Genomic DNA, 24,769 nt, shown 5'->3' with positions numbered 1-24,769 from the left:
CCCGCCCGCCCCTCCTCTTTTGTATAACACCCAGCACCCCACCCCCCCCACGGCCGCCCCCCCGAACCCCCCCCCCCCCCGGGGCCCCCCCGCCATGCGCCGGGGCGGCCCGGCTCAAGGAGTTCGACAGATGAACGACCTCTCGGTGGGCGTCGAGATCGACGCCACCGCGAAGTGGCTGGAGAAGCGGGGCCTGCACGGCGCGGCCGGACTGCTGCGGCGCGTCGCCCGTCAACGGGACGACGCCGTACGGCAGCTCGGCCTCCGCGCCACCTCGCCCGCGTATCGCGCGAGCGGCACCGAACACACCGCCCCGCGCGACCTGGACGCAGCCGCCGAAGCGGCGATGCTGCGCACCGATGTGGCACGCCTCCAGGCCCTGGCCGAGCGCGCTGGCTGGGTGAGCGACGCGGACGCGAGGCGCCTGTGGCGCTGGCGCGACGGCTGGTGGGAGCTGAGCTATTGCCGCCGGAACACCAAGGACGGCTATCGCGCCATCGGCTGGTACCTGTGGGGGCCGGTCGGCAGCTATGACGGCGAGTGGCTTGACCGCCACAAGCGACCGGCCATGGCCGAGGCTGAGCGCCTGATCACCAAGCACCGCGCCGCGACCGGCGAGGAGCAGCGGTGAGCCGTCGGACGGAGTTGGTCAGCGCCTGCGGAGGTGCCGCGTGACCGCCGAACTCCAAAGTGCCCCGGTGACCCTGCCCAGCTTCCAGGCAATGGGGGAGTGGCAACCGCGGGTTGTCGGCCTTGATCTGTCGCTGACCTCGACCGGTATCGCGGGGACGGACTGGGCGCATGCCTACCGGCCCGGCCGCCGCCGCAGCCACGAACGGCTGGACTGGCTGGTCGCGGCCGTCGCGCTGAGCGTCAACGGCAGCGTGGACCTGGCGGTCGTCGAGGGCGCGGCGTATGCCCAGGGCGGGCAGGCCGGACACCACGAGCTCGCTGGGCTGTGGTGGCTGGTCACCCAGTACCTGTGGCGGCATCGCATCCCGTACGCCGTCGTGACTCCGCACGGGCGCACGATCTACGCCACCGGCCGGGCCAACCCGGCCCAGAGCTTCCCGCGCAAGGACCGGGCCCGGATCGCGAAGGGGATGGTGCGCTCGGCGGCCGTCGAGCGGTACGGCGTCGCGTGCGAGGGGCCGGGCCGCTACGACCAGGCCGACGCCACGATCCTCGCCGCGATGGGGCTCGACTGGCTCGGCTACCCGACCGTGCCGGTGCCCGACTCGCACCGCCGCGCGCTGGAGGCGGTCCACTGGCCCGACCTCATTCCCGCCGCCGCGAATTAGGGAATTGAATTGCGGAAATTGAATGCGCGCGAATTTGGATACACCTTGCTTCTGGGGTATTTGCCATTAAGATATAAGTAAGGAATTCGGGAAATGCCCGAAGGGAAAGGGGATCGGAAATGGAAACCGAGAACCACAGCGGATGCGGCTGCGAGTGCAACAGCGGCGGCTTCTGCGGCGGCTGCGGTCACGCCGGATGCCGCCGACGGCGGTAACCGGCACCGAACCCCAGACGTACCCCGCGCCCCCGGCCAACGCCGGGGGCGCACCCATTCGCGCAAGCGACCTCTTGGAGACCCAATGACCGACTACTCGCCCGGCGTCCGCCAACTCGCCCACGAGATAGGACTCGACGCCTATCACGTCGCCCACGCCGTCCGCTTCGCCTCCCGCAACTTCGCCCGCGTGCAGGTGACCACCGGCATAAGCCTCGACCAGTACCGCCGCCTGCTCACCCAGGACCGGCACGCCATCGCCATCATCGCGAACCTCGCCATGCGCCACGCGGGCCGCCGCGAGGACGCCCAACTCCTGATGGACATCTACAAGGCCGCCGTCGGCCGCCTCCCGTACGAGCCCCCCATCCACACCGGCGTCGGCACCGTGCCCGAGTGCCACGGCCACCCATACGTCCAGCAGGCCGTGCGCATCCTCACCGCCGCCGGACTCCCGCCCATCCACACCGACGGCGTCCGCGAACTGCGCCCCGGCTTCCAGGTCGTGTCCGACGACGCCGGAGACCTGCCCGGCTGGGTGTTCATCGCGCCCGACCCCGGCGCCAAGACCCGCACCGGCTTCGCGGGTGGAGACCTCGGCTACCTCGCCGTCATGCGCTGGGCCGGATGGGGCGTCATCACCGATCGCCTTCCCGGCGACCTGTACGCCGCCTGCCACCCCGACCACCGGTACAACCCCTTCCCCACCGCCCCCACCTCCTGACCCCGCCGCCCGTGCCCGGCCGCACTCACGCGGCCGGGCAGGGCCCCAACAAGAAGGGCATCAGCTCGTGAAACTCCCCGTTGACGACGCCACTATGGCGTCCTGGTCCGCCCTGCTCGGGCTCACCGACAAGCAGACCGTCGCCACCCTCGCCGAGATCGAGAAGACCCTGCGCATCGGCTACGAGCACCGCCCCGAGGTACTGCGCGACGCCAGCTTCGATCAGCTCATCGATGACATGGACGCCGACGAGGCGGCCTTGATGTTCCTCATCAACGGCCTTCGCCAAGGGGGTTACCCCGCCGCCGCCCACGACGTCGAGATCCGCGGCATCCTCACCGCCCTCCGGGACCACCAGCAGCTCGGCTGACCCGCACCACTCGCACCCATACGCCGCCCCGGCCGCGCTCTGCGCACCGGGGCGGCCCCATGCGCGCCCGCAGAAAGGATTCCGCAGCCATGTCCAACGACTTCTTGCCCCGCGCCGCGGCCCCGATCACTGAACGGCCCGTGCCCTCTTGGGCGAAGAAGCCCCCGCCCAAGAACAAGGCCCGACCCACCGGCAAGATCACCGCCCGCCCCTACGCCGCCCCGCGCGACCCGTACGAGCACGCCCGCAAGATCGCGGAGAACGTCCTCGACGCCTGGTACCAGTCCTTCGGCGGCAGCAGCATCGACGTCCCCCTCGGCACCGTCGCCGGGCTCTCCCTGCTGCGCAACGTCCCCGGCCTGGCGGACTGGGTGCTCAACCTCAAGCCCGAAGAACTCCCGCAGTTGCTCAAGGAGATCTACCTCGGCCACTGGATCAAGCGCCCCGACCTGATCAACCGCGCGATACGCCTCCACGACTGGGCCTGGAACCCCGACCCCGACAAGCAGCAACTCCGTGCCGTCCACGCCGTCACCCGCGCCGCCATCAACACCGGCTTGATGGACCTCACCGGCCACGACGACCCCTGGCAACGCTCCGAAGCCGACGTCCTCAGCCCCCTGCTCACCGGCCTTCGCCACAAGAGCGACAAGAAGTGGCGCGGCGAATACCACACGCCGGCGTGCGTCACCGACCTGCTCGCCAACATGACCGTGGACAAGGACTTCGCCAAGCCCGGCATGTGCATCCGTGAACCCGCCGTCGGCTCCGGCACCATGTTCCGTTCCGTCGCCCAACGCTTGCGCGACCTCGGCCTCAACACCCACGACTTCCACTGGTACGGCAACGACATCGACTCGCTCTCCGCCGGGTGCGCCGCCGTCAACACGATCATCTGGGACCTCGGCCCACGCTGCCTCATCGGCTGCGCAGACTCCCTCGCCCCGGACGACGACCACGCCAAGACCCGCGCCGAAGCCGCCGAAGCCTTCGAGCAGCGCGACCGGTACATGGACACCGCCACCACGATCGTCGCCCACCGCCGTGCCGTCGCACTCCTCGACCAGCTCATGCCGGAGACCACAGCCGCGTGACCGACACCCTCGACCGACCCGGCACCACCCCCGCACCACGCCGCCGACGCCCGGCCTTCGCCGGACCACGCGACGAGATCGACGTGCCACCCCTGGACCACATCACCCCAACCCTCGAACCCCCCTGGCACAAGGAGGACACCGACACCCCCGACCGCACCGCCACTTACCACCACCCCGACGGCCACCACATCGGCCTCCGCATCCAGCCCCGCGGCCTCGCCATCCAGACCTGGATCACCGCAGGCCCCAACCTGCCGCCCATCCCAGACGGCACCGCCATCGAACAGGCCGAAGCACAAGCCGCCAACGACGCCCGGCTCCAACCCGGCCGCACCTGGCACGCCACCATCCCCACCCGCCACACCGACGACCTGCCGACAGAAATCGGCCGCGTGCTGCGCGACCAGCTCACACCCGCACTCGCCAAGAAGCCCAAGCGGGTCGTCACCACAGCTCCCACGGCCGCGCACGACCCCAAAGAGAAGGAAACCTTGAAGTGACCGTTCCCGAGAACAAGCTCATCATCACGAGCTTGGCCAACCTCGCCGAGATCCTGCCGTTCATGCTCGGCCACTACCCGGACGACAGCATGGTCCTCCACAACGTCGGGCCCAACTTGATCGACGGGCCCACCATGGCCAGCCCCCTCCCGGACAACCCCGCCGACTGGAAGGAGGAAGCCGAACTCTTCGCCCGCCGCTTCATGACCCATGTCCAGGAGAACGCACACGACACCGTGGGCGAGATCATCGTCTACCTCTGCCGCGAACCAGAGCCGGGGCAGAGCGCAGAACAGGTCATCGAACTCCTCCGCCCAGTATCGAACTCGCTCACCGAGACCTGCACACAACTCCGCGGAAGCGTCACCCAGACACTCGGACTCGTCGCAGGCCGATGGTGGGCATTCGAATGCGAATGGGACGGCTGCTGCGAAGGCGACCCGCTCCCGGCGCTCGACGACCCGAAGAGCGCCGCCGCACAACTCATACGCATGGGCTACTCACCCGGCCGCCGCACAGGCGAGATCGTCAAGGAGTTCCGCCCCGCCCAACCAGCCGCGCCGGGCCAACTCCGGGTTCTCGACAACGAGGCCGCAGCATACGCAGCCCAGTGCGCGACACCTGGCGGGCAGGAAGTCGCCCTCGATGTCACCCACTGGCTCCTCGAAACCGCGATACGAGCCTTCCGAAACGGCGCGACCGACCTCGCCGACGACATGGCCGCCCGAATCATCCACGGGCTCCAGAACGGCTGGGCCTGCGACCACGGCATCGAGTTCGCAGAAGACGACGACCTTCCGCACGCCCGGCGCCTCTGGTCCTTCCTCGCTCGCCGGTGCCTTCCCCCTTACACCCAGAAGGCCGTGCCCCTCCTCTCCCTCCTGGCCTGGGTCGCCTGGCGGCAGGACGACACCCTCACCGCCCGCCTCGCACTCAAGGACGCGCTGACCGCAGACCCCGACTACGAGCTGGCCGGGCTGCTCGTCTGCGCCATCACCGACGGCGAGGACCCCCAGGTGCTTCTCAACCTCGCCCGCGAAACCCGGGCCGAACGGCTGGCGCGCACCACGCACTCGGACCCAACGACGCACTGACCCAGAACGGCGGCCCCGACACACCAGTCGGGGCCGCCCCAAACAGAGGCACCAAGCGTGAACATTCAAGAACCTGCCGACACAGGCGCACAGCAGACCGTCCACCTCCCGCGGTTCGAGGACAAGAACCAACACCCCCTCAGGCGCTGGCGGCGCACCACACCCCTACGCCGCGAACTACGGTCATTCAGTTTCGGCGGCGGCTGGCAGTCCATGGCGGCCCTCGTGCTCGCCGCCCGTGGAGAGCTGAACTACCGCACCTTCATCATGGCCAACGTCGGTGACGACTCCGAGAACCCAGGAACCATCCGCTACCTACACCAATACGCCATGCCGTTCGCAGCCGAACACGGCCTCGAACTCGTCGTGGTCGACCACGTCATGAAGCGCACCGGAGAGGTCCGCACCCTCTACCAGGACCTCACCCGGGAAGGCTCACGCTCTCTGAAGATCCCCATACGGATGTCCAACGGAGCCCCCGGCACCCGCTCATGCACCGCCCAGTTCAAAATCAAGGTCATCGGCCGTGAACTCAAGAGGCGCGGCGCCAGCGCACAGCACCCCGCCACAGTCGGCATCGGCATCACCCTGGACGAGATCCACCGGGCGAACACCCGTCGCTGTGACCCGCACGAGCGGATCGAGTATCCGTTGTTGGAGCGTGGCATCCGTCGCAGTGATTGCGCGCGGATCGTCCGCTCCGCTGGGCTGCCGGTGCCGCCGAAGTCCTCGTGCTGGTTCTGTCCCTTCCACCGGCCGGAGACGTGGCACCAGATGCGGCGTACGGAACCCGAGCTATTCGCGAAGGCGTGCCAGCTTGAGGACCTGCTCAACGGTCGGCGTGACGACCTCGGCAAGGACCACGTCTACCTGACGCGCCTCGGCAAGCCACTGCGGGAAGCCATCCGCGATGGCGTGGAGGTCCTGCCGGTCAGCGCAATCGACACCGGCTGCGATTCCGGATGGTGCATGACCTGACCATGGTCGGTGGCCGCGACATGCTGTTTGACGTCGGACATGAAGCGAGACGCACTACGCTGGGATCAGGCGGCTGACCTGTGAAAAGCCGCGATGCTCCGTCCCCGGGCACAGGGGGCGAGAGCCCGCTACGCCGGTAGGGCACTCCGCTGCGTGAGAGTTCGAAACCTCAACTTACCTGGCGCTCAACCTGCGTTGATGCAGTGAGGCGTTCCCAAGCTGCTCCGGCGGAAGGGCTCTCGGGGACCGCCAGGGGACACGCAGGGGACGGAAGGACCCGGAAGGATCAGGAAAGCTGGCGCAGAGCCAGAACAACAATGGGCTTCTGACCTGCAATTATTGGAAGATCGCGGCAAGGATGGGGACTGATCGGAAGATCCGAAAAGGACTCATAATCCGTCGGCCGTGGGTTCGAGTCCCACCCGCCCCACTCCGCGCTACGCGGGCAGAATCCTTCTGACCTGCGGCGCAGTGGATCGCCGCTCCGTCGGCGCACTCCGTGCTCACCCTGTCGGCGGCCGTACCCGGTGCTCCACCAGAACCAGCGAGGTGCCCGGCCCGAGAGGGCGTACAGGCGGTCGCCCTCCGCCGCGAGGGAACGCCCGATAGTCCGTCAGGATCTGGGTGTTGTGGAGTTGCATGTGCCGTAGCGGCATGTGGTGTTGTCGAGGGCACCACGGCACGAAAGGCCCTGTCTGCGATGTACCCCTCCGTCACGCCTCCCCGCGAAGTCAAGATCGGTGATGCCGCCGCCTTCGCCGGGACCACCCCGCGCGCCATTCGCCACTACCACCAGATCGGTCTGCTCCCGGAGCCCGAGCGAGGCGGAGACGGACGCCGCCGCTACGGCTACGAGGACATGATCCGCCTGCTGTGGATCCGCAAGATGTCCGAGGCCGGCATCAGCCTGGACGACATGCGGGCCGCCTTCGACGAAGCCCGGGACGTTGAGGACGTCCTGGGCCGGCTGGAGGAGACCCTGGCCGCCCAGGAGGCCGATATCAAGCGTCAGCGCGCGGCAGTCCAGCGCCTGCGGGGGGTGGGCAGCCCACTGGGCTTGCTCTCCCCCTTGGTCACGGACCGGCTCAGCCACCTGCCTTCTGGCGCACTGCGCCCCTCTGACCTGGACGCCCTGCTGGTCACGGAACGGATCTTCGGGCCGCTGGGAGCCGCGATTCAGGCCAGCGTGTTCATCATCCTGGCGACCCATCCCGGCCTACGGGCCGAGGCAGACCGCCTCGACGCGGCCGACGCCGCCCTCGATGACACCGTCGACCCCCACGACCCGCAGGTCGAGGAACTCGCCGCGCGGCACTGCGCCCACCACACGGCCCTGCTCCAGGCCATGGAAGCGGCCGGACTGGACGCGGCCGAGGAGAAGCTGTTCGAGATCGACGACGCCGAGGCGAACGGCGAGGAGGACGCCCGGATGAGCGCCTTCGAAGCGGTAACCAAGATGCCCTACGGCTTCTCCGCGGCCCGGACGCGGTGCGTGGAACTCACGGCACAGCTCCTTGACGGGGACCTCTCCGCAGGCAGCTGATCGCTGGAGGGGTGGGCGACCTCCCAGGCCGCCTCGATCATCCGGAAGATCTCGTCCACCGCGGTATCCGGATCGGCCGCCTCGCGGGCCAGTGAATAGGCGTCGATCACGAACCTCGCGATCGTCCGGCAGGCCGTAGTGGTCTGTGGTAGATCGGGACCGGCGGCGATGGCCGTTGCCAGCGACTCCGCATGGCGCAGCCTCATCGACTCCTCGTACTCCCGCAGGGCGGGTGATGCGTCGATCATGCGCCAGACCGGGGCGGCGCTGTCCGTCGTGCAATGTCGCACCAGGGCCAGGATCTCGCGGCGCAGCGCCGGGATGAGCGGCTCGTGTGGCGCCCGGCCGTTGACCGCCTGCGTGAGGCGTTGCTCGAAGTCTTCGTCCTGCTCGAACACCAGGGCCTCTTTCGAGGCGAAGTGGGAGAAGAGCGTGGTGACGGCCACGTCGGCCTCGGCGGCCACGTCACGGATGCCCACCGCGTCGTACCCGCGTTCCAGGAAGAGTCGCAGGGCGGTGTCGGCGATCTTCTGGCGGGTCGCGGCCTTCTTGCGCTCACGGCGTCCAGTCGGCACGGTCATGCCCAAACGCTATCAGATATGAAAGTGAAGCAGTTTCTAAAACCTAACGGTTAGTGTTACGGTCCGTCACATGAAGAAAGTGAGCTTTGCCGAGTTCGGCGGTCCGGACGTTCTGCGACTCATGGACGCCGAGGAGCCCCACGCGGGCCCCGGTCAGGTACGCATCGCCGTGCGGGCGGCGGGCGTGAACCCCGTCGACTGGAGGGTTCGTGAAGGCCAGGTCCTGGGGGCCCATCCGATCGAGTTGCCCTCCGGAGTCGGGCTGGACGCCTCCGGGGTGGTGGACGAGATCGGCGAGGGTGTCGAAGGGGTCGAGGCCGGCGACCGCGTGTTCGGCGAGGGGTCAAGTACCTATGCCGAGTTCGCCGTGCTGTCGGCTTGGGTCCGTATGCCCGAGGGGCTGACGTTCGAAGAGGCGGCCGGATACCCCTCCGTGGTGGAGACCGCGCTGCGCGTCATCCGGGAGGTCGGTGTGCGGTCCGGGCAGACGCTGCTGGTCAGCGGCGCGTCCGGGGGAGTCGGATCGGCGGTGCTGCAAATCGCCCGCGACCGCGGCATCGCGGTGATCGGCACGGCTGGGGCCGCGAACCAGGGCTATCTGCGGAGCCTGGGTGCCCTCGCCACGACGTACGGCGAGGGCTGGGCCGAGCGGGTGCGGCGGCTCGGCCATGTCGACGCGGCTCTCGATCTGGCCGGCTCGGGCGTGATCCGCGAGCTCGTCGAGCTGACCGGGGATCCCCAGAAGGTGATCTCCATCGCCGATCTCGGTGCGCCGGAGCTCGGTGTCCGATTCTCCGGCGTGGCCGGGAGCGTGCCGGATGCGCTCGCCGAGGCCGTCGGCCTCATCTCGCGGGGGAAGCTCCACATCCCGGTAGAGAAGTCGTACGCGCTCGCCGAGGCCGCAGCGGCGCACGTCGACAGCCGTGCTGGGCACACGCGCGGGCGCCGGGTCCTGGTCGTCTGAAAGCCGGCTGGGCGTCGTCCTCAAACGGAGATTGAGCCAGCCGATTGCGTCTGCCCTGCTACGGCGGAGCGCGTGATCAGTAGTGGTACCGGGCCTGGACGATGATCAACTCGTCGTCGGCCGGCTTGTACACGAGCCGGTGCGTGTCGTCGATCCGCCGGGACCAATAACCTGAGAGGTCGCCCTTCAGCGGCTCTGGCTTGCCGATGCCCTTGAAGGGGTCGCGCATCGTGTCGTCGACCAGCTTGTTGATGCGCTTTACGATCTTGCGATCGTTCTCGGCCCAGTAGGTGTAGTCCTCCCAGGCGTGTGAGGTGAACGAGACCTTCACGCCTGTCCCGCGTCGGGGTCGATCAGCTCACGCCGCTGAGCCTTACCGTCCTCCGTCTCGGCGATGGAGTCGAGCAGGCGGCGGGCGTTCTTGGGGGAGCGCAGGAGGTGCACCGTCTCCGTCCAGGAGGTGAAGTCCTCTTCGGACATCAGGATGGCGTTCCCCTTGCGGGAGGTGATGTGAACCGGGGCGTGGTCCTCGTTGACCTGCTCGATCAGCGGGAACAGGTTCTGGCGCGCCTCGCTGGCGGTGATGGGCATGGCTGCCTCCTCTCTTGACTTGTACAAGATATCGTACGAGGTTGTTGGTGTCTACTGATCATCACCAGCCGGCCGTCCGGTGAGGCAAATGCCTCGTCGCGCCGGATCGAGCGGGTCTGTGATCTGCGGAAACGTCTCGGGAGTAGCACGGATTCAGGGCCCGCTGTGTTCTCGCGGAGTACTACCGCCTGAGGTCGATCATGCGCACCGGCTGCCCTGTCGTGCTGGCGATGGTTTCGACGTCGCGATCGCAGCGGATCAGCGTAAGCCCCGCGGGCGAGGGCGGAGGTGTCGATGGGGCAGTCGGCGAGGGTTACCCATCCACTCCACCGTCGCGGACGTCGTCTGCCGCGCTCGTGGGCCGGTACTTGCTCTTGCCCAGGAGGAGGTCCACGTCCAGTGCGCCGTCGGCCGCCAGGGTGCGGGCTTCTTCGAGCGCGCGCAGACGCGGGTAGCGAGCCGTGACTGACTTCTCTCGCGCGTCGCGTGGTGTCCAGCGCCTGCTGTGCGCCGTGCACCGACGGGACAGCACGACCCTCCGCTGGGCGCCGTAGGCGGCGTCGGCACGTTGCAGCAGACGGCGGAACGTCCGCCGTGCCCGTACGGGCGACGCTTGGTCGGCGGGGAACAGCCAAATCCGGCGGTCGGACGGCCACGGTCGCACGACGACCCGCACCCCGGCGTGCCGAGGTCAGCGGCTGTCCCACCGCGGTGTCCCATTCGGTCCGCTGCGGGCTCCGCGACATCTCCTGCGGGTAGGATTTGCCTGATCAGGCAAAGTCTGCGGAGACGGGGCATGGGCGGGGTGGAGAAGACGCGGGGTGGCGGGGCTGAGCGGGCGACCTCGCGGGATGTCGCCCGGCTTGCCGGGGTGTCGCACACGGCCGTGTCCTTCGTCTTCAACGGGCGTGCCGAGGGCAACCTCTCCGCCGAGACGCAGGAGAAGATCCGCAAGGCAGCCGCACAGCTCGGCTACCGGCCGAACGCGGTCGCCCGCGGCCTGCGCCGACGTCGTACCGCCGTGATCGGTCTGGTGACGGACGAGATCGCCACATCGCCGTTCGCCGGGCAGCTGCTGCGCGGGGCCATGGACACGGCGTGGAACAGTGAGCATCTGGTGCTCACCGTCGACTCCGGGCAGGACCCGGTCACCGAGGACGCGGCCGTCGCCGAACTGCTCGACCGGAGGGTCGACGGGATCATCTACGCCGCGCTGTCGTTGCGCCGCGCCCGAGTCCCGGAAGGGCTGCACCGCACGTTCGCCGTGCTCGCCAACTGCCTCCCCGAGGACGGCTCCCTCCCCGCCGTCATCCCCGCCGAGAGGGTCGGTGGCCGCAGCGCCGCGCGCGTCCTCCTCGACGCGGGCCACCGCCGTGTCGCCCTGGTGGGTGGCCTGGAGGACATCGCGACCGCGGAGCGGCTGCGCGGCTTCCGTGACGCGCTGCGGGCGGTGGGGCTGACCGCCGAGAAGGACTGGCTCCTGCGGACGGGAGGGGAGATCTCCGCCGGGTACGAGGGAGCGTCGCGGTTGCTGGACCGTGTTCCCGCCGACCGGCGGCCCACGGGGATCGTCTGTTACAACGACCGGGTCGCCGCCGGTGTCCTCCACGCCGCCGCGCGCCTGGGCCTCGACGTGCCCGCCGATCTGTCCGTCGTCGGCTACGACGACCAGGAGCACATGGCTGCCTTCCTCAGCCCGCCCCTCACCACGGTCGCTCTGCCGCACCGTGCGATGGGAGAGACGGCCGCCCGCCTGCTCCTGGACGCCATCGACAGCGGGACCGCGCCGCCCGTCACGACCCGGCGGCTGGAGTGCCCGGTCGTCATGCGGGGCTCGGTGGGACCAACTCCCAGCCCGTGACCTCGACGGCCGTCCCCGATACGGCCAGCTCCGCGACGTCGTCGCCGCGTCGGTACACCCGTTCCGTGGCCATCGCCCGGCCGCCCGCGAACAGTTCCAGTAGGGAGCCGTCCACGAGGATCCGTACGGTGAGGGTCCCGCCCGGCGGGGTGGGCAGGACCAGGGGGGCCGCGCCGTCCGGGCGGGCGCGTGGCCAGGCCGTGCGGTCCAGGGTCACCGCGCCGGACGCCGGGTCGAGTCGCACGGTCAGCTCGGCTCCGGACGCGGCCCGCAGCAGACTCACCGTCGCCGCCGACCGGGCGGTCACCAGCAGGTCGTAGGAGAGGGGGAGCGGTCGACGCGGTCCGGGTGTGGCCGTGAACGGGACGGCCGCCCGGAGCAGTTCGAGCTCCGCGGCCGGTACGACCCGCAGCGTGCCGTTCTCGTCGGTGTCCACCACGCGTGGTGCCGTGAGGACGCCGGACCAGCCCGCGCGGTCCGCCTCCTCGCGAGGGCGGGACTCCCAGGACCAGCCCCAGAGCAGGGCGCGGCCGGACTCCGCGTCCTGGAGGACGGAGGGGGCGTAGAAGTCACGGCCGAGGTCGAGGGGACCGCCGCCCGTACCGGCGACGAACCTCGGTCCACCGTCTCCCGCCTCCACCAGATGCCCCGTGAGGTACGCGGTGCTCAGCGGGTCGCCGTCCCACAGCGCCACCGCCAGCACCCAGTCGCCCCCGGGGGTCTCCCACAGCTGCGGGCACTCCCAGCCGATCGTCCGCGTACCGAAGGTGCGGGCCGCCGCCGGGTCCCGGCCGTCCAGCAGGACCCCGGCGAACCGCCACGCGTACAGGTCCTCGCAGTCGTACACCAGGACGGACGGGGTGCCGTCGGCGTGGCCGGCGCCCACCAGCGCCCAGCGGCGTCCGGCGAAGCGGAAGACGAAGGGGTCCCGGAACATGGTCACGGCCAGGCCCGGTGGCGGGCCGGCGACCACCGGCACCGGCAGTTGCTTCCACTCCTCCAGGTCATCGTCCTCGGCCACGGCGAGACAGATCGCGCTCAGGCCCTGGTGGTCGTGGCCGATCCCGGAGTACACCGCTGTCGGTACACCACCGTCGTCCACCACGCAGCCGGACCAGCAGCCCGCTTCGTCCGGGCCGCCGGGCGCCGGCCGCAGGGCGATCCCGTGGTCGTCCCAGTGGGCGAGGTCGGGGCTGGAGGCGTGGCCCCAGTGGACGTTCGCGTGGACGGGGGCGTCGGGGTTGTGCTGGTAGAAGAGGTGGTACCGACCACCCCAGCGGAACGGCCCGTTCGGGTCGTTCATCCAGTTGGCCGGCGGGCGGACCCTGAAGCGCGGGCTGTGGGCGTCGGTCGACTGGCTCACGGAACTCAACGATTGACTCCTGCGGATGTGATGCCCTCGCGCAGAGGGCGCTGGCCGACGACGAACACGAGGACGGCGGGGATCATGGAGAGGACGACCCCGGCGAGGACGACGGAGATCGAGCCGGTGCCGAGGTTGCCCTGGAGGGAGACCAGGCCCAGGGGCAGCGTGAGGTTCTCGGTGGAGGTTTCGAGGATCAGCGGCCGGAAGAACTCGTTCCAGTGGTAGTTGAAAGCCAGTACGCCGACGATGGCGAGGCCGGGGGCCGCCAAGGGGGCGTACACGGAGCGGAAGACACGCCATGGGCCCGCGCCGTCGATCATCGCCGCCTCGCCCAGGTCCTTCGGCATGCCCAGGAAGTACTGGCGCATCAGGAAGGTGCCGAAGGCCGTCGGGAAGGCCGGCACGATGAGGCCGAGCAGGGTGTCGGTCAGACCCATCGTCTTCAGCTCCAGGAAGACCGGGACCATCGTGACCTGCAAGGGCACCATCATCGTGGCCAGGACCAGCGCGAACAGCGGCTTCTTGAAGCGGAATTCGAGGCGGGCGAAGGCATAGCCCGCCAGCCCTGCGGTGATCATCTGACCGACCGCGATCAGCGCGGTCACCAGGGTGGAGTTCAGCGCGTACAGCCACACGTCGATCTGGTCGAAGACCCCGCGGTAGGCGTCGAGGGTGGGGTCCGCAGGGATGATCTTCGGCGGCAGGTCGAAGGACTCCGCCGGCGTGCGCAGCGACGTCGACACCGTCCAGATGACCGGGCCGAGCGTCAACAGGGCGCACAGCGCCAGGCCGGCGATCCGGGCCCAGGGCGCCAGGCCGCGCCGTACGCGCGATGCGGTGGGGCTCGTGCGGGAACCAGGCGTCGGAGCCGGTGCCGGACCCGAGAGGGAACTCGTACTCATCTGACTCACCCGGCTCACTGGTAGTGGACGTAACGCCGGCTGAGCCGGAACTGGAGAGCGGTGACAGCCATGATCAAGACGAAGAGCAGGACGCCCACGGCGGATGCCTCGCCGAAGCGGAGCTGCTCGAAGGCTGTCTCGTAGATGACCATCACGACTGTGCGTGTGGAGTCGCCAGGACCACCGGCCGTGAGAACGTAAGGCTGCTCGAAGACCTGGAGGGCGTTGATGATGCCGACCACGGACGCCACCAGCAGCGTGGGCGACAGCAGCGGCAGGGTGATGGCGAGGTGCTTGCGAACCCCGCTCGCGCCGTCCAGCGAAGCCGCCTCGTGCACCTCCTTCGGGATGTTGTTCAGGCCGCCGACGAACAGCAGGAACGAGAAGCCGAACTGCTGCCAGACGTACGCCAGGACCACGGCCGCCATTGCCCCGTTCTCCGAGGTCAGCCACGGGACCGAGGGGATACCGACGGTGCCGAGGAACCAGTTCACGGGACCGAAGTCCTGGTTGAACAGGTACTTCATCACCACCGAGATGGACGCGGCGGACAGCACCAGCGGGAAGAAGAACGCCGAACGGAACACGGACCGCAGCCACTTGGGCATCCCGCCGTTCACCGCGATCGCCAGCGCGAGCGCGATCAGCAGCTGCAGCGCGACCGCGAGCACCATGAAGACGAGCGTGTTGCGGAAGGAGACGAGGACCGTCGAGTCGGTGAGGATGTCGCGGTAGTTGGCCGCTCCGGCCCAGCGCGGGTCCTCGATCACGTCCCACTGGAAGAGGCTGAGGACGACCGAGCCGACGATCGGTACGACCGTGAAGACGACGATGCCGACGACCGTGGGCGCGAGGAACAGTACGGCGAGCAGGCGGGCGCCCCGGGTGCGGGCGGTGGTGGCCGTGGACTCGGACGCCTCACGACTCCGACGGGTCCTGCGGCTCTCGCGGGTACGGACGGACTCCGGTCGCAGGGGTCTGATCTCGGTGTTCGTCACACTCCACGCTCCATTGCCTGCTCCAGGTCCTCCTGCAGCCGGCGCAGCGCGGGACGCACCGCGCCGGGGCTCGCGAGGGCGGTTCCGGTGTGCTTGATCAGCAGCTGCTCGACCTCGTTGACCTGCGGCGGGGCCGGGATCGGGCCGGTGGTGGGGATCTTGTCGAGGGTGTCGTAGAAGACCTGCCAGTGGGCCGGGCCGGTCTCCCGGTAGCGGGCCGCGTCGACCATGGAGCGGCGGGCCGGAGTGGTCTGGTTGGCTGCGAAGAGCTGGGTCATCACGTCTTTGCGGGCGGTGTACTTGATGAACTCCCAGGCCTCGTCCCGCATCTTCGACGTGCGCAGCATGGCGTACCCGGCGGCGCCGAACTGGTGACGCCGTGTGCGCCAGCGCGGGAAGTACCGGACGTCGTAGTCGCCGGGTTTCATGCCGGCGTCATGCAGGCCGCCCGACCAGAAGCCGCCCGCTGGTGTGACACCGACGCGGCCGGTGGAGAACACGCCGACGAGGTTCCGGCCGTCGCCGCCCTCGGGCCGGGTGCACAGGTCCTCCTGGATGAGGGAGGAGAGGTAGTCGTAGACCTCCGCGACGCGGTCGGAGTCGGCCTGGGGGGTTGTCCACCGGTAACCGCCGCCCCGGCCGCGCCGCTCCGCCTCGGGATAGAAGGAGTTCCAGAGCCAGTCGCCCCCGGGAGCCTTGGACTCGGAGAGGAGGTTGGTGCCGTTGGCGAAGAGCCAGGGGACCACTCCGCCCCACAGACGGTTGGTCCAGAAGTACGGGGTGAACCGGGATCCGTTGCTGCGTTTCATCGCACGCAGCAGCGCCGTGAAGTCGTCACGGCTCCAGTCGTCGTCGGGGAGGTCGGCGCCCGCGCGTTCGAGGACCCGGTTGTTGAGGTAGATGTCGGCCGCGTTGAACTCGACCGGCAGCTGGTAGAGGCTTCCCTCGCACATCATCGACTCGACCAGCGCGGGGTGGACGTCGGCGAAGTACTCGCGCAGTTCGGCCGCGTCCCGCCTCGCCCACCGGTCCAGCGGTACGCCGAGCCGCCGGGCGAAGAGCTGCACGCCCTCGGTGGCGACGTACACGAGGTCGGGTGCCGTGCCCGCGGCGATCTGGGTGAGGATCTTGGAGAAGAAGTCCGACCAGTCGTAGGCCTGTACGGGGTTGATACGGATCTTGATGTCGGGGTGGACCTCGCGGAATCCATCGCGCAGGGCGCGTTGTGCCTCGGGGGTCAAGGCGGAGCCCAGGGTGGCGATGACGAGCGAGCCGTCGTCCCGGCCGGGGATGTCGGCGGCGGTGAGCCGGTCCCAGCCGGCCGCGACACCGGCGAGAGCGGCGGCTCCGGCGCCGTACGCGCCGTAGCGCACCAGGGCCCGGCGGGAGAGGAGTGAGTCGGTCATCGACGAACCTAACTCGTGTTAGTCGAAGGGGGATTCCATGATGATGAGAACCCCGTCGCGGCTCTGTCAAGGGATGTGGGCGGGTCGGAAGCTACGTGAAGGGGCGGTGCGCGAGGGCTTGACCTTTAACGAGTTAGGTGTACGGTTCCGGCCACATGAGCCGCGTCCCGACGACGTCGGGGAAGGGAGCCGCATGATGCGTGGCATGAAGAGGGGTTCGCCGGGTCCAGAGGGGACGCTGTCCAGGCGGTCGCTGCTGGCGGCCTCGGCCGCCGGCGCCGCCGGTGCTCTGCTGCCGGACCTCGGGAGACCGGCGGTGGCGGTGCCCCGTGCGGCGGCGGCCGCGTGCACGGGCAGCTACCGCGCCGAGTACCACTTCACGGTCCCCGACCAGTGGATGAACGACCCCCAGCGCCCGATCTGGATCAACGGCGAGTACCACTACTACTACCTCTACAACCCCGACTACTCGACGGGCGGCACGACAGCCGGCACCGCCTGGCGCCTGGCCACCAGCACCGACCTCGTCTCCTTCACCGACCGAGGCGTCGCCGTGCCCAAGGACACGACCCCCAATGGCGATGTCTGGTCCGGCTCGGCGGTGGTCGACACGGACGGTACGGCGGGCTTCGGCGCGGGCGCGGTGATCGTCATCGCCACCATGGCGCCCGACGAGATCACCCAGGCGCAGTACCTGTACTACTCGACGGACGGCGGCCGCACCTTCACGAACCACGGCACCGCCCCGGTCCTCCCCAACCCCGGCGTACGGGACTTCCGCGACCCCAAGGTGATGCGCGACGAGGAGCGCGGGCGGTGGGTGATGGCGCTCGCCGAGAACGACAAAGTGGGCTTCTACCACTCCGCCGACCTCAAGGCGTGGACGTACGCCGGCGGCTTCATCAAGGGTGGCATCGGCGTCCTGGAGTGCCCCGACCTGTTCCGCATCAGGGCGGAGGACGGCACCTGGAAGTGGGTGCTGGGTGTCAGCGCCAATGGCAAGGGCTCCGGGCTGCCGAGCACTTTCGCGTACTGGACGGGCTCCTTCGACGGCACGACCTTCACCGCCGACGCATCCGATCCCCAGTGGCTGGACCACGGCTGGGACTGGTACGCGGCGGTCACCTTCGACAAACGCGACGCGAACGGTGCCCTGGACCCGGCCGCACGGTACGCGATCGGCTGGATGAACCACTGGGACTACGCGAACACCACGCCCACGATCGAGTGCGACGGCTTCAACGGCACCGACTCGATCGTCCGCGAGGTGCGGCTGAAGCGTACGTCGTCGGGTACGTACTACCTGGCGTCCCAGCCGGTGGCGGCCCTGGACGACCATGTGTCGCGTACGGTGAACCTCGGCGACATCACCGTCGACGGCACGCGGCTGCTCGACTACACGGGTACCGCGTACGAGCTGACCTGCGAGATCACCTGGGATCAACTGGCCGGTGCCGGGATCCAGTTGCGGCGGTCTCCGGACGGTGGGCGGCACATCGACGCGGGGATCTACGGCGGCTACGCCTTCGTCAACCGCGGTTACACCATCAGCCCCGACACCTCCGGCCGCTGGCAGGAGAGCCGTACGCCCTTCGACCTGTCCGCCCGGACGGTCCGCCTGCGGATCCTCGTCGACCGCACGTCCGTCGAGATGTTCGTAGGCGACGGCCGCTACGTGCACTCGACCGAGGCCTTCCCCGACCCGTCCGATACAGGGCTGGCCCTCTTCACGATCGACGGGCAGGCGGTGTTCCGGAACACGGTGATCCGGGAGTTCACGGTCTGAGCCGACGCGAGTGGGTCCGACGTCACGAACGGCCGTTGATCGCCAAGGTCCGCCAAGATCCTCAAAGGACTCATAATCCGTCGGCCGTGGGTCCGAGTCCCACCCGCCCCACCTCAGAATGACCCTTCTGACCTGCGAATACGAAGGCTCGGGCACGAGTCCATCACCACCACCGCCGACTGCTACGGGGCGGTCCGGGGTTCAGTCGCGGGAATCTCGTATCTCACCGGTTCGCTGAGGCTGCGGCCTTGGTGCGGGTGATGGTGTTCCGGGGAGACCGAGGCAGAAGGAGTCCTCCAGCGAGTGGAGGTTGGCGGTGATGTCGGTGCCGTGCTGGTAACGATCGCTTCCCCAGTGCCATGCGTGGCCCCCGTGAAGCAGGGCACGCATCAGATGGATGGCTTGCTCGGTTGAGTCGATGACGTCGGCCGGGAGGCGTAGGGCACGCGTGAGTGAGATCAGGGCCCTTTCGGCGGCCAGGTAGTCCTGGATCTGCTGGCCGCTTTGTTCAGTGAGGTGGTCTATCGCTTGTTGGGGTGTCCAGCGATGGGTTCGCTGGAGGATGATCGCGAGGTTCTGCAGTTCTCCGAATGCGGCTTCCCGCTCGTAGCTGACGAGATCGTTGTTGATGGAGGTGTAGTTCTCAACGGCGGTCAGCATGGTCTGGTACGGGGTGGTGGCGTGGACTATGTCGGGCAGGTACAGGTTGTGTATGCGGTGCTGCAGGTCGTGGAGCAGGCGCATGCCTCGGGTGGCATTGCCGACCTGTACGCATGTGGCGATGTCCATGGGGGCTTGGGTGGCGCGGTGGGTCGCGGCGCGCAGTGAGCCGGTGAGGATGCTGGAGAGGTCCTCGCGCAGGCGCTGTTGCCAGAAGAAGGGCGTACCGGGTGTGGTGCGGTGCCAGAGGTCGGCGAGCGCTGTGGTGGTTGGGCCGGCGGGTGCGGGTTCGGGATTGTCGTGGTGGGTGATGCGGCGGAGGGTTTGGAAGAGTTCGGCGAGCCGGTCTGGGTGCAGGCCGGCCGACGCCTCGTCGATCTGGTCGTCGAGTACGCCGTACCAAAGGGTCCAGTCGGTCAGCAGGCTCAGGCGGGGCAGGTCGACGATGGTGGGTGCCCAGAGCGCGATCATGGCGGCGTAGCCACCGCGGCGTAGCCGGTTCTCAGCGGCGGTGGATCCGATCAGTGCGACCCGGCGGCCCCACTCCAGGGTGGGGGGCAGAATCCGGTCTTGGAGCGGGTTGTGTGAGGGGGGCGGGAACGGCAGCTCGACGGGGTGAATGCGGACTTCGGGCATCACCGGACTCCTTGCCGTCGGGTGAGGCACATGTGCAGGTTCTCGGGGTAGAGCATGCCGCGGGGCGCTGGGCGGACACTGGATCCCTGGAGATGGGCGAGAGTCCAGTGAGCGGTGATGGAGGCGAGCGTGAGAGTGGTCTCGATCCAGCTGAAGTCCTCGCCGACGCACTTGCGCGGGCCGCTGCCGAAGGGGATGAAGGCGCCGCGAGGCAGCTGTGTCCGGGGATTTTCGAGCCACCGGTCAGGATCGAATCGGTCAGGATCACAGTAGAGGTCAGCGCGGCGGTGGATGAGATAGGCGCTGAACAGCACGGTGGTCCCTGCGGGGATGGGGATCCCGCCGAGTCCGGTGTCGGTGGTGGTGACCCTGGTCAGGAGCCAGCCGGGTGGGTACAGGCGGAGCGTCTCGGTGATGATCCTCCTGGTGAGTGGCAGGTTCGGCAGGTCTTCGTAGGCTGCGACGCGTCCGTGCAGGGCCGTGTCGACCTCCGCGCACAGGGCCTGTCGAATATACGGGTGCTGGGCCAGGAGGTGCAGGGACCAGGACAGGACGGTGGCCGGGGTATCCACTGCGGCGAAGTAGAACGTCAGGACCTGGTCAGCGATGTCGGTGTCCGACGGTGCAGGGGCGCCGCCACGGTTTTGGCTCTTGATTCCCATGAGGATTGACAAGAGGTCGTCGTGGTCGATGCCGGTCGTCCGGCGGTCGGCGACGAGCTGTGCCACGGTACGCCGCAGGCTCGTGCGGGCTCGCTCGTAGCGGCGGTTTGCCGGAGTGGGGAGTCTGTCCAGAGGCGGCGGGGTGAGCATCTGCCGGAAGAGGCCGGATGCGATCATCGCGAGGTCGCCCATCATTCCGCGGAGCGTGGAGGGCGGCAGCGTCCGGCCGAACAGGGCGGTGAGCGTGGTTCGAGCGGTGAACCGCTGGAGTGCGGGGAAGACGTCGATCATCTGTCCGTCGTGCCAGGAGCCGATCAGTTCGGCGGCCTGCTGACTCATCACTCTGGCGTATCCGGCTTCGCGGGTGCGGTGAAAGGCCGGCCGGATGAGGCGTCGCTGCTGCCGGTGATCGGCGTGCGGGCAGGTGGCCAGGCCGTTGCCCAGGAGCTGGCGACTACGGTTCATGAACGGGCCGCCATGGTCGAAGGTGCGGTCATCGACGAGGAGCTGACGGGTCAGGCCCGGGTCGCAGACTGCGATCATTTTCCAGGGGCCGACCCGCACCTGGACGAGATCGGCACAGTGCGGCAAGGAGCAGACGAATCGCAGCGGATCGCGTACCAGTCGCAGGAGGTGGCCGATCAGCGGCAGGGCTCCCGGTGCGTCGCCATGTGAGGCGGTCATCCATGCTCCCGTAGGGTCGGGCATCGGGTCATCGCGTGGTCCATGTGCTGTGGTAGCGGTGCAGGACGCTGGCGATGAGGGCGTCGATGATGCGTGGGGGCTCGTAGAGTTCCTTGCCGTGCCACAGGGGAGTGCGGACCGGATCGGCCGGGCCGGCATCGCGGGCTTGGGCCAGGAAGGCCGCGGCGCGGTGGATTGCTTCCCGGTGAGCGGGGCGACCGAGGCTGAGCAGCAGGTGCAGGGCGTGAGCGGTCTCATCCAGGGTGGGGCACCAAACGCCCCACGATCCGTCGTCATGCTGGGTGGCGGTGATCCACTGAGCGGCACGCTCTACGGCGGGACGGGCATCGGTTCCACCATGGGTGTGCAGGGCGAGTGCGGCGCAGTACGTGGCGTAGCAGGGGGAGCTGTGCCACTTGTCGTCCCACGCGCCGTCCGCCCGTTGGGCAGCCAGCAGGAAGGCGCGCGCCTTGTCCAGGCCGGCGGCGTAGCGCCGGGCGGGAGCCGGCGTCCGCTCGCACCAGCTGCCGAGGGCTTCGAGGATGTGCGCATTGGTGGTGACAGACGGGGTGCGTTCCTGGGGGTAGTTGGTGAAGCAGTCCTCGCGCTCGAAGGTGAACAGGCAGGCGGGATCGGCGCGCAAGCCGAGCTTGTGCGTGCTGAAGATCATCGTGGACGTGATGTCCGCGTCCTCCGGAAGCCCCGGCCCCATGGCGACACCACCGGATGCCAGCTTTCCGGTGAAGTAGGCGGCCAACTGGTCGGCCGTCCGTTTCGGTACCGCGATGCCCAGCCGCAACATGGTGCTCGCGATCCAAGCGCGTTCGAAGGTGGCCAGGGGCATCAGGTGTTGCAGCGATCCGTTCTTGTGGCGGTCCGCGGCGCGTTCCAGATAGTCGACCGCGGCGGCCTCGGGTGCTGTGCCAGTCCATTCCAAGGCTGCTGCGGTTGCTGATGGTGAGCAGCCGATGTGTCCGTCGGTGAATGCCGGAACGGTGGCCGGCGGGGTATCGAAGATCTCAAGGCTGCAGGCGAGTTGGGGAGGGTACTCCAGTCCTTGGCGCGCTGCCTGTCGCAGGAAGTCCAGGCGGGTTCGCCATGGACCGTGGTCGGCCAGCAGACCGCCTATGCCAGTGCGGGTGACCATGGGTGCCGTGGGAGTCCTGGCCGCTCCGGTGGCCTCTCGGCAGATCGGCTCCGCTTCCAGTGCTTCGTAGATCTCTTCCAGCAGTGAGGGGACGATCAGTTCGATGGCAACGGTGTCCGGCAGACCGGCTGGGCCGAATCGGTGCGGATCGGCGGTGAGGAACAGCAGCCCCCGGCGCGCGGCATCACCAGCCGGTGCTGCCAGTTGCCCGGCGGTGCGTGTGGCCGAGACAGCGAGCAGGCTGGAGACCGCAGCCAACGTGGGGACGAAGCGGTAGCCGGCCGGGGCAGGGCCAGCGCCCCAGCTTCCGTCGGGATTCTGGCTCCGCAGCAGCCAGGCCACAGCAGGCATGGCCAGTGCCCCGATACGGGGATCGGCCGAGCGAGTCCAAAGTCGGACAAGATGTGCTGTGTCGTAGCAGGTTGCGGTCATCGAACCCAACGGGTCGGCAAGACTGTCAGCGAGGATCTGGTCGGCCTTGGCCTTCAGTGACGACGAACCGGCAGCATTGGGGATGAGCGCCATGGGCGTCCCTTTCCTCTCCCTGAGGGCTGACTACACGCGGGCCGTGGGTGGTGCCGCGACGCCACCACCCACGTGTCGGAACCTTCGGTGCGGTCATGTGGTTCTTACGGCGGCGGCGTCGGCGACCTGACGCAGGGCGGCGGTCGCGGTGGGCGGGAACGGGGCGTGGTCCAGGGCGTGTTGGGCCTGCTCGCGGCGGTGGCTGATCATGTCCTCGGCCGCTCTGAGGGCGCCGGTGGCGGTGAGAATGTCCCGGATACGGGTGGCGCCGTCCTCGTCCAGGGCAGGATCGCCAACCCGGGTGAGCAGGACTCGGCGTTGGACAGCATCGGCGCGCTGAAGGGCCAAGGCCATCAGCGCGGTTTGCTTGCCGTCCCGCAGGTCTTCCCAGGACGACTTGCCTGTCGTTGTCGGATCGCCGAAGGCACCCAGGATGTCGTCGCGGAGCTGGAAGGCTTCGCCGACGGGCAAGGCATAGGCACTCAGCGCATCCAGCACTGTGGGCGGGGCGTCGACGAGGGCGGCTCCGATGTGCAGGGGCCGCTCAATCGTGTATTTGGCGGTCTTGTATCGCACGATCCGCAGTGCCTTCTCCACATCCGCAGTGGGGCGGCCGGCAGAGGTGACGTCCAGGTACTGGCCGTACATCACCTCGTCGCGCATGACATGGATCAGCGGCAGCACCGCCTGAAGCTGGTGAGAAGTCAGGTCAGCGGTGCTCAGGAGTTCGTCGGACCAGGCCAGAGCGAGGTCCCCGACGAGGACCGCAGCGCTGGCACCTAGACGACGGGCTGCCGCCGTGCTCCGCCCGTCGTGGTGGTGTCGCGCGAGGCGGCGGTGGACAGTGGGGGCGCCGCGTCGGGTAGCGGAGTCGTCCATGACATCGTCGTGGACAAGGCAGAACGCGTGAAACATCTCCAACGCCGCCGCCACCGCCACGACCGGACCAAGCTCACCGCGGCCGCCTGCGGCCTGCCAGCCACTCACGCACACCAGGGGGCGCAGGCGTTTCCCGCCGGCCGCCAGGAAGTCGCGCAGGCACTGGTGTGCCTCGGCGGGCATCCGCAGTCCCACGGCGGTTTGGGCCTTTCCCTCCAGGAAACCGTCCAGCCAGCAGTTCACCCGGCTGCGCACGGCGTCCGCATCCGGCAGCTCGGCGCCAACCGTGGCCATGTCGCCTCCCAAGCTCCCGCAGCAGTGAGGACCTTCGCTTCGGACACGGTGGCGATCGCCCGTCTGACTCAGATCTGGCCTCTCGGCCATGCTGCTACGTGGCCTGCTTTGGACATTCCCACGCGGCTTGTCCAGGCGGAAGAGACGCGCGGGTTCGAGAAGGAGCACCGGACGGACACCGCGCATCCTCACCACGCTGCATGTGACGTTGTCCCATGCCGAGCGCTGTCCACCCCATGCACGCTTGATGCGCGCCCTCCCCGTCCGTACGGGCGGGGTGTATCAGAACTCGTCCTGGGACTCCTGCGGGGGCTCCGGCGGACCAAAATCCAGGTGCGGATGAGCTGGGCCGTGCTCGTATACTCGTGCGAGCTCATGGAGGGGGAGACAGTGAAGCTTGCTGAGGCACTGGCGGAACGTGCGGAGGCGACCCGCCGCGTGGAGCAGCTGCGAGCGCGCGTTGTCAGCAGTGCGCGGCACCAGGAAGGTGAGACACCCGCCGAGGACGCGGCTCAGCTGTTGGCTGAGGCCGGTGAGGTGCTGGACGCTCTGGAAACGTTGATCCGGCGGATCAACCGGACCAATGCCGCCGTGGAGATGGGTCCGGACGGCACGCTCACCGATGCCCTCGCACGCCGGGATGTCCTGCGGTTGCGCCACTCCGTGGTCACCGCGGCGGCGGACGCGGCGACGGGTAAGGGCGAGCGGGGATACGGGCGGCAGCTCCGGTCCGAGCTGATGATGCTTTCCGCGCTTCCGGTCGCGGAACTGCGCGGGCAGGCGGATGCACTCGCCCGGGAGATCCGAGAGGTCGATGTGCGGATCCAGCGCACGAACTGGGAAGTCGATCTGCTGGACTGAGTGGCCCAGCGAGCTGGGGATGTGGAGCAGGTAGCGGTTTCGGAGGCGTGCACACACCGAGGGCTGGCGGTTATCCAGCCCACTCCTGGCACGTGAAGAGCAACGCGGGGTTCGACTCCCCATCAACAGTGCAGCTCAGCACCG

The 24,769-nt window shown here is 68.8% G+C and carries 25 protein-coding genes; 13 read left to right on the top strand and 12 right to left on the bottom strand.

Annotated elements, in window-relative coordinates; all coding sequences use genetic code 11:
- Window positions 1-130 precede the first annotated feature (130 nt).
- From ACFV9T_RS00560 to ACFV9T_RS00520, 9 genes are all read left to right on the top strand, one after another.
- A complete protein-coding gene (locus ACFV9T_RS00560) occupies window positions 131-631 on the top strand; it encodes a hypothetical protein (RefSeq protein WP_385435876.1) in 501 nt (166 codons plus the stop codon).
- A gap of 40 nt (window positions 632-671) precedes the next feature.
- A complete protein-coding gene (locus ACFV9T_RS00555; protein WP_385435875.1) occupies window positions 672-1,301 on the top strand; it encodes a hypothetical protein in 630 nt (209 codons plus the stop codon).
- A 300-nt stretch (window positions 1,302-1,601) separates the two neighbouring features.
- A complete protein-coding gene (locus tag ACFV9T_RS00550) occupies window positions 1,602-2,240 on the top strand; it encodes a hypothetical protein (protein WP_385435874.1) in 639 nt (212 codons plus the stop codon).
- 67 nt (window positions 2,241-2,307) lie between these two features.
- Window positions 2,308-2,610 carry a hypothetical protein gene (locus ACFV9T_RS00545; protein WP_385435873.1) on the top strand — a complete coding sequence of 101 codons (303 nt, stop codon included), beginning with the start codon at window positions 2,308-2,310 and terminating at the stop codon, window positions 2,608-2,610.
- Window positions 2,611-2,699: 89 nt separating this feature from the next.
- The gene (locus ACFV9T_RS00540; RefSeq protein WP_385435872.1) at window positions 2,700-3,704 is read left to right on the top strand and encodes an N-6 DNA methylase; all 1,005 of its coding nucleotides are present in this window, start codon (window positions 2,700-2,702) and stop codon (window positions 3,702-3,704) included.
- On the top strand, window positions 3,701-4,207 hold the full coding sequence (locus tag ACFV9T_RS00535) for a hypothetical protein (RefSeq protein WP_385435871.1): 507 nt from the start codon (window positions 3,701-3,703) through the stop codon (window positions 4,205-4,207). The genes ACFV9T_RS00540 and ACFV9T_RS00535 overlap by 4 nt, the downstream gene beginning before the upstream one ends.
- A complete protein-coding gene (locus ACFV9T_RS00530) occupies window positions 4,204-5,301 on the top strand; it encodes a DUF4192 domain-containing protein (protein ID WP_385435870.1) in 1,098 nt (365 codons plus the stop codon). The genes ACFV9T_RS00535 and ACFV9T_RS00530 overlap by 4 nt, the downstream gene beginning before the upstream one ends.
- Before the next feature lie 57 nt (window positions 5,302-5,358).
- Window positions 5,359-6,279 carry a phosphoadenosine phosphosulfate reductase gene (locus ACFV9T_RS00525; RefSeq protein ID WP_385435869.1) on the top strand — a complete coding sequence of 307 codons (921 nt, stop codon included), beginning with the start codon at window positions 5,359-5,361 and terminating at the stop codon, window positions 6,277-6,279.
- 700 nt (window positions 6,280-6,979) lie between these two features.
- Window positions 6,980-7,822 carry a MerR family transcriptional regulator gene (locus ACFV9T_RS00520; RefSeq protein ID WP_385435868.1) on the top strand — a complete coding sequence of 281 codons (843 nt, stop codon included), beginning with the start codon at window positions 6,980-6,982 and terminating at the stop codon, window positions 7,820-7,822.
- Here the strand turns inward: ACFV9T_RS00520 and ACFV9T_RS00515 are convergent.
- Window positions 7,741-8,403: a TetR/AcrR family transcriptional regulator gene (locus tag ACFV9T_RS00515; RefSeq protein WP_385435867.1), complete on the bottom strand. Its 663-nt coding sequence runs from the start codon at window positions 8,401-8,403 to the stop codon at window positions 7,741-7,743. The two genes, ACFV9T_RS00520 and ACFV9T_RS00515, sit on opposite strands and share 82 nt — an antisense overlap.
- Window positions 8,404-8,473: 70 nt before the next feature.
- Between ACFV9T_RS00515 and ACFV9T_RS00510 the strand changes: the two genes are divergently transcribed.
- The gene (locus ACFV9T_RS00510) at window positions 8,474-9,367 is read left to right on the top strand and encodes an NADP-dependent oxidoreductase (RefSeq protein ID WP_385435866.1); all 894 of its coding nucleotides are present in this window, start codon (window positions 8,474-8,476) and stop codon (window positions 9,365-9,367) included.
- A 76-nt stretch (window positions 9,368-9,443) separates the two neighbouring features.
- Here the strand turns inward: ACFV9T_RS00510 and ACFV9T_RS00505 are convergent, their stop codons facing one another.
- From ACFV9T_RS00505 to ACFV9T_RS00495, 3 genes are all read right to left on the bottom strand, one after another.
- Window positions 9,444-9,698, bottom strand: coding sequence for a Txe/YoeB family addiction module toxin (locus ACFV9T_RS00505; RefSeq protein WP_385435865.1), 255 nt, complete (start codon window positions 9,696-9,698; stop codon window positions 9,444-9,446).
- The gene (locus ACFV9T_RS00500; protein WP_385435864.1) at window positions 9,695-9,958 is read right to left on the bottom strand and encodes a type II toxin-antitoxin system Phd/YefM family antitoxin; all 264 of its coding nucleotides are present in this window, start codon (window positions 9,956-9,958) and stop codon (window positions 9,695-9,697) included. The genes ACFV9T_RS00505 and ACFV9T_RS00500 overlap by 4 nt, the downstream gene beginning before the upstream one ends.
- 313 nt (window positions 9,959-10,271) lie before the next feature.
- Window positions 10,272-10,622: a hypothetical protein gene (locus ACFV9T_RS00495; RefSeq protein ID WP_385435863.1), complete on the bottom strand. Its 351-nt coding sequence runs from the start codon at window positions 10,620-10,622 to the stop codon at window positions 10,272-10,274.
- A gap of 132 nt (window positions 10,623-10,754) precedes the next feature.
- On the opposite strand from ACFV9T_RS00495, the gene ACFV9T_RS00490 reads away from it, so the two are divergent.
- Window positions 10,755-11,819: a LacI family DNA-binding transcriptional regulator gene (locus tag ACFV9T_RS00490; protein WP_385435862.1), complete on the top strand. Its 1,065-nt coding sequence runs from the start codon at window positions 10,755-10,757 to the stop codon at window positions 11,817-11,819.
- On the opposite strand, the gene ACFV9T_RS00485 is transcribed toward ACFV9T_RS00490, so the two are convergent.
- The 4 genes from ACFV9T_RS00485 to ACFV9T_RS00470 are packed head-to-tail and all read right to left on the bottom strand — an operon-like array spanning window position 11,782 to window position 16,491.
- Window positions 11,782-13,182 (bottom strand): glycoside hydrolase family 32 protein, encoded by a 1,401-nt coding sequence (locus ACFV9T_RS00485; RefSeq protein ID WP_385435861.1) that lies wholly within the window; start codon window positions 13,180-13,182, stop codon window positions 11,782-11,784. The genes ACFV9T_RS00490 and ACFV9T_RS00485 overlap by 38 nt on opposite strands.
- A gap of 5 nt (window positions 13,183-13,187) precedes the next feature.
- A complete protein-coding gene (locus ACFV9T_RS00480) occupies window positions 13,188-14,087 on the bottom strand; it encodes a carbohydrate ABC transporter permease (RefSeq protein WP_385435860.1) in 900 nt (299 codons plus the stop codon).
- Between the two features lie 14 nt (window positions 14,088-14,101).
- Window positions 14,102-15,085: a carbohydrate ABC transporter permease gene (locus ACFV9T_RS00475; protein WP_385435859.1), complete on the bottom strand. Its 984-nt coding sequence runs from the start codon at window positions 15,083-15,085 to the stop codon at window positions 14,102-14,104.
- Complete coding sequence (locus tag ACFV9T_RS00470; protein WP_385435858.1) at window positions 15,082-16,491, bottom strand: extracellular solute-binding protein; 1,410 nt, start codon at window positions 16,489-16,491, stop codon at window positions 15,082-15,084. The genes ACFV9T_RS00475 and ACFV9T_RS00470 overlap by 4 nt, the downstream gene beginning before the upstream one ends.
- A 205-nt stretch (window positions 16,492-16,696) precedes the next feature.
- Between ACFV9T_RS00470 and ACFV9T_RS00465 the strand changes: the two genes are divergently transcribed.
- A complete protein-coding gene (locus ACFV9T_RS00465) occupies window positions 16,697-18,277 on the top strand; it encodes a glycoside hydrolase family 32 protein (RefSeq protein WP_385435857.1) in 1,581 nt (526 codons plus the stop codon).
- A gap of 201 nt (window positions 18,278-18,478) precedes the next feature.
- Here ACFV9T_RS00465 and ACFV9T_RS00460 read toward each other — a convergent pair whose 3' ends face one another.
- The 4 genes from ACFV9T_RS00460 to ACFV9T_RS00445 form a co-directional block, all read right to left on the bottom strand.
- Entirely contained in the window at window positions 18,479-19,573 is a 1,095-nt protein-coding gene (locus ACFV9T_RS00460) for a hypothetical protein (protein WP_385435856.1), read from the bottom strand.
- Window positions 19,573-20,943, bottom strand: coding sequence for a cytochrome P450 (locus ACFV9T_RS00455; RefSeq protein WP_385435855.1), 1,371 nt, complete (start codon window positions 20,941-20,943; stop codon window positions 19,573-19,575). Before ACFV9T_RS00455 ends, ACFV9T_RS00460 begins: the two co-directional genes overlap by 1 nt.
- Window positions 20,944-20,947: 4 nt before the next feature.
- Window positions 20,948-22,591, bottom strand: a complete 1,644-nt coding sequence (locus ACFV9T_RS00450) for a prenyltransferase/squalene oxidase repeat-containing protein (protein ID WP_385435854.1) — start codon at window positions 22,589-22,591, stop codon at window positions 20,948-20,950.
- A 93-nt stretch (window positions 22,592-22,684) separates the two neighbouring features.
- Window positions 22,685-23,764, bottom strand: a complete 1,080-nt coding sequence (locus ACFV9T_RS00445; protein ID WP_385435853.1) for a polyprenyl synthetase family protein — start codon at window positions 23,762-23,764, stop codon at window positions 22,685-22,687.
- Between the two features lie 390 nt (window positions 23,765-24,154).
- Here ACFV9T_RS00445 and ACFV9T_RS00440 point away from each other — a divergent pair, with 390 nt between their 5' ends.
- The gene (locus tag ACFV9T_RS00440; protein ID WP_385436121.1) at window positions 24,155-24,625 is read left to right on the top strand and encodes a DIP1984 family protein; all 471 of its coding nucleotides are present in this window, start codon (window positions 24,155-24,157) and stop codon (window positions 24,623-24,625) included.
- The last annotated feature ends 144 nt before the right edge of the window (window positions 24,626-24,769 follow it).

Source organism: Streptomyces sp. NPDC059850 (genome assembly GCF_042731515.1).
In the GTDB taxonomy this organism is placed as follows: domain Bacteria; phylum Actinomycetota; class Actinomycetes; order Streptomycetales; family Streptomycetaceae; genus Streptomyces.
This window is presented reverse-complemented; position numbering and strand designations above follow the sequence as displayed.

Bases quoted from the DNA above. Each gene is read 5' to 3' on its own strand.
- ACFV9T_RS00550 (WP_385435874.1), top strand. From the start codon at position 1,602: ATGACCGACTACTCGCCCGGCGTCCGCCAACTCGCCCACGAGATAGGA.
- ACFV9T_RS00480 (WP_385435860.1), bottom strand. From the start codon at position 14,087: ATGAGTACGAGTTCCCTCTCGGGTCCGGCACCGGCTCCGACGCCTGGT.
- ACFV9T_RS00540 (WP_385435872.1), top strand. From the start codon at position 2,700: ATGTCCAACGACTTCTTGCCCCGCGCCGCGGCCCCGATCACTGAACGG.
- ACFV9T_RS00520 (WP_385435868.1), top strand. From the start codon at position 6,980: ATGTACCCCTCCGTCACGCCTCCCCGCGAAGTCAAGATCGGTGATGCC.
- ACFV9T_RS00470 (WP_385435858.1), bottom strand. From the start codon at position 16,491: ATGACCGACTCACTCCTCTCCCGCCGGGCCCTGGTGCGCTACGGCGCG.
- ACFV9T_RS00510 (WP_385435866.1), top strand. From the start codon at position 8,474: ATGAAGAAAGTGAGCTTTGCCGAGTTCGGCGGTCCGGACGTTCTGCGA.
- ACFV9T_RS00490 (WP_385435862.1), top strand. From the start codon at position 10,755: ATGGGCGGGGTGGAGAAGACGCGGGGTGGCGGGGCTGAGCGGGCGACC.
- ACFV9T_RS00515 (WP_385435867.1), bottom strand. From the start codon at position 8,403: ATGACCGTGCCGACTGGACGCCGTGAGCGCAAGAAGGCCGCGACCCGC.
- ACFV9T_RS00445 (WP_385435853.1), bottom strand. From the start codon at position 23,764: ATGGCCACGGTTGGCGCCGAGCTGCCGGATGCGGACGCCGTGCGCAGC.
- ACFV9T_RS00455 (WP_385435855.1), bottom strand. From the start codon at position 20,943: ATGCCCGACCCTACGGGAGCATGGATGACCGCCTCACATGGCGACGCA.
- ACFV9T_RS00560 (WP_385435876.1), top strand. From the start codon at position 131: ATGAACGACCTCTCGGTGGGCGTCGAGATCGACGCCACCGCGAAGTGG.
- ACFV9T_RS00500 (WP_385435864.1), bottom strand. From the start codon at position 9,958: ATGCCCATCACCGCCAGCGAGGCGCGCCAGAACCTGTTCCCGCTGATC.
- ACFV9T_RS00450 (WP_385435854.1), bottom strand. From the start codon at position 22,591: ATGGCGCTCATCCCCAATGCTGCCGGTTCGTCGTCACTGAAGGCCAAG.
- ACFV9T_RS00460 (WP_385435856.1), bottom strand. From the start codon at position 19,573: ATGCCCGAAGTCCGCATTCACCCCGTCGAGCTGCCGTTCCCGCCCCCC.
- ACFV9T_RS00465 (WP_385435857.1), top strand. From the start codon at position 16,697: ATGAAGAGGGGTTCGCCGGGTCCAGAGGGGACGCTGTCCAGGCGGTCG.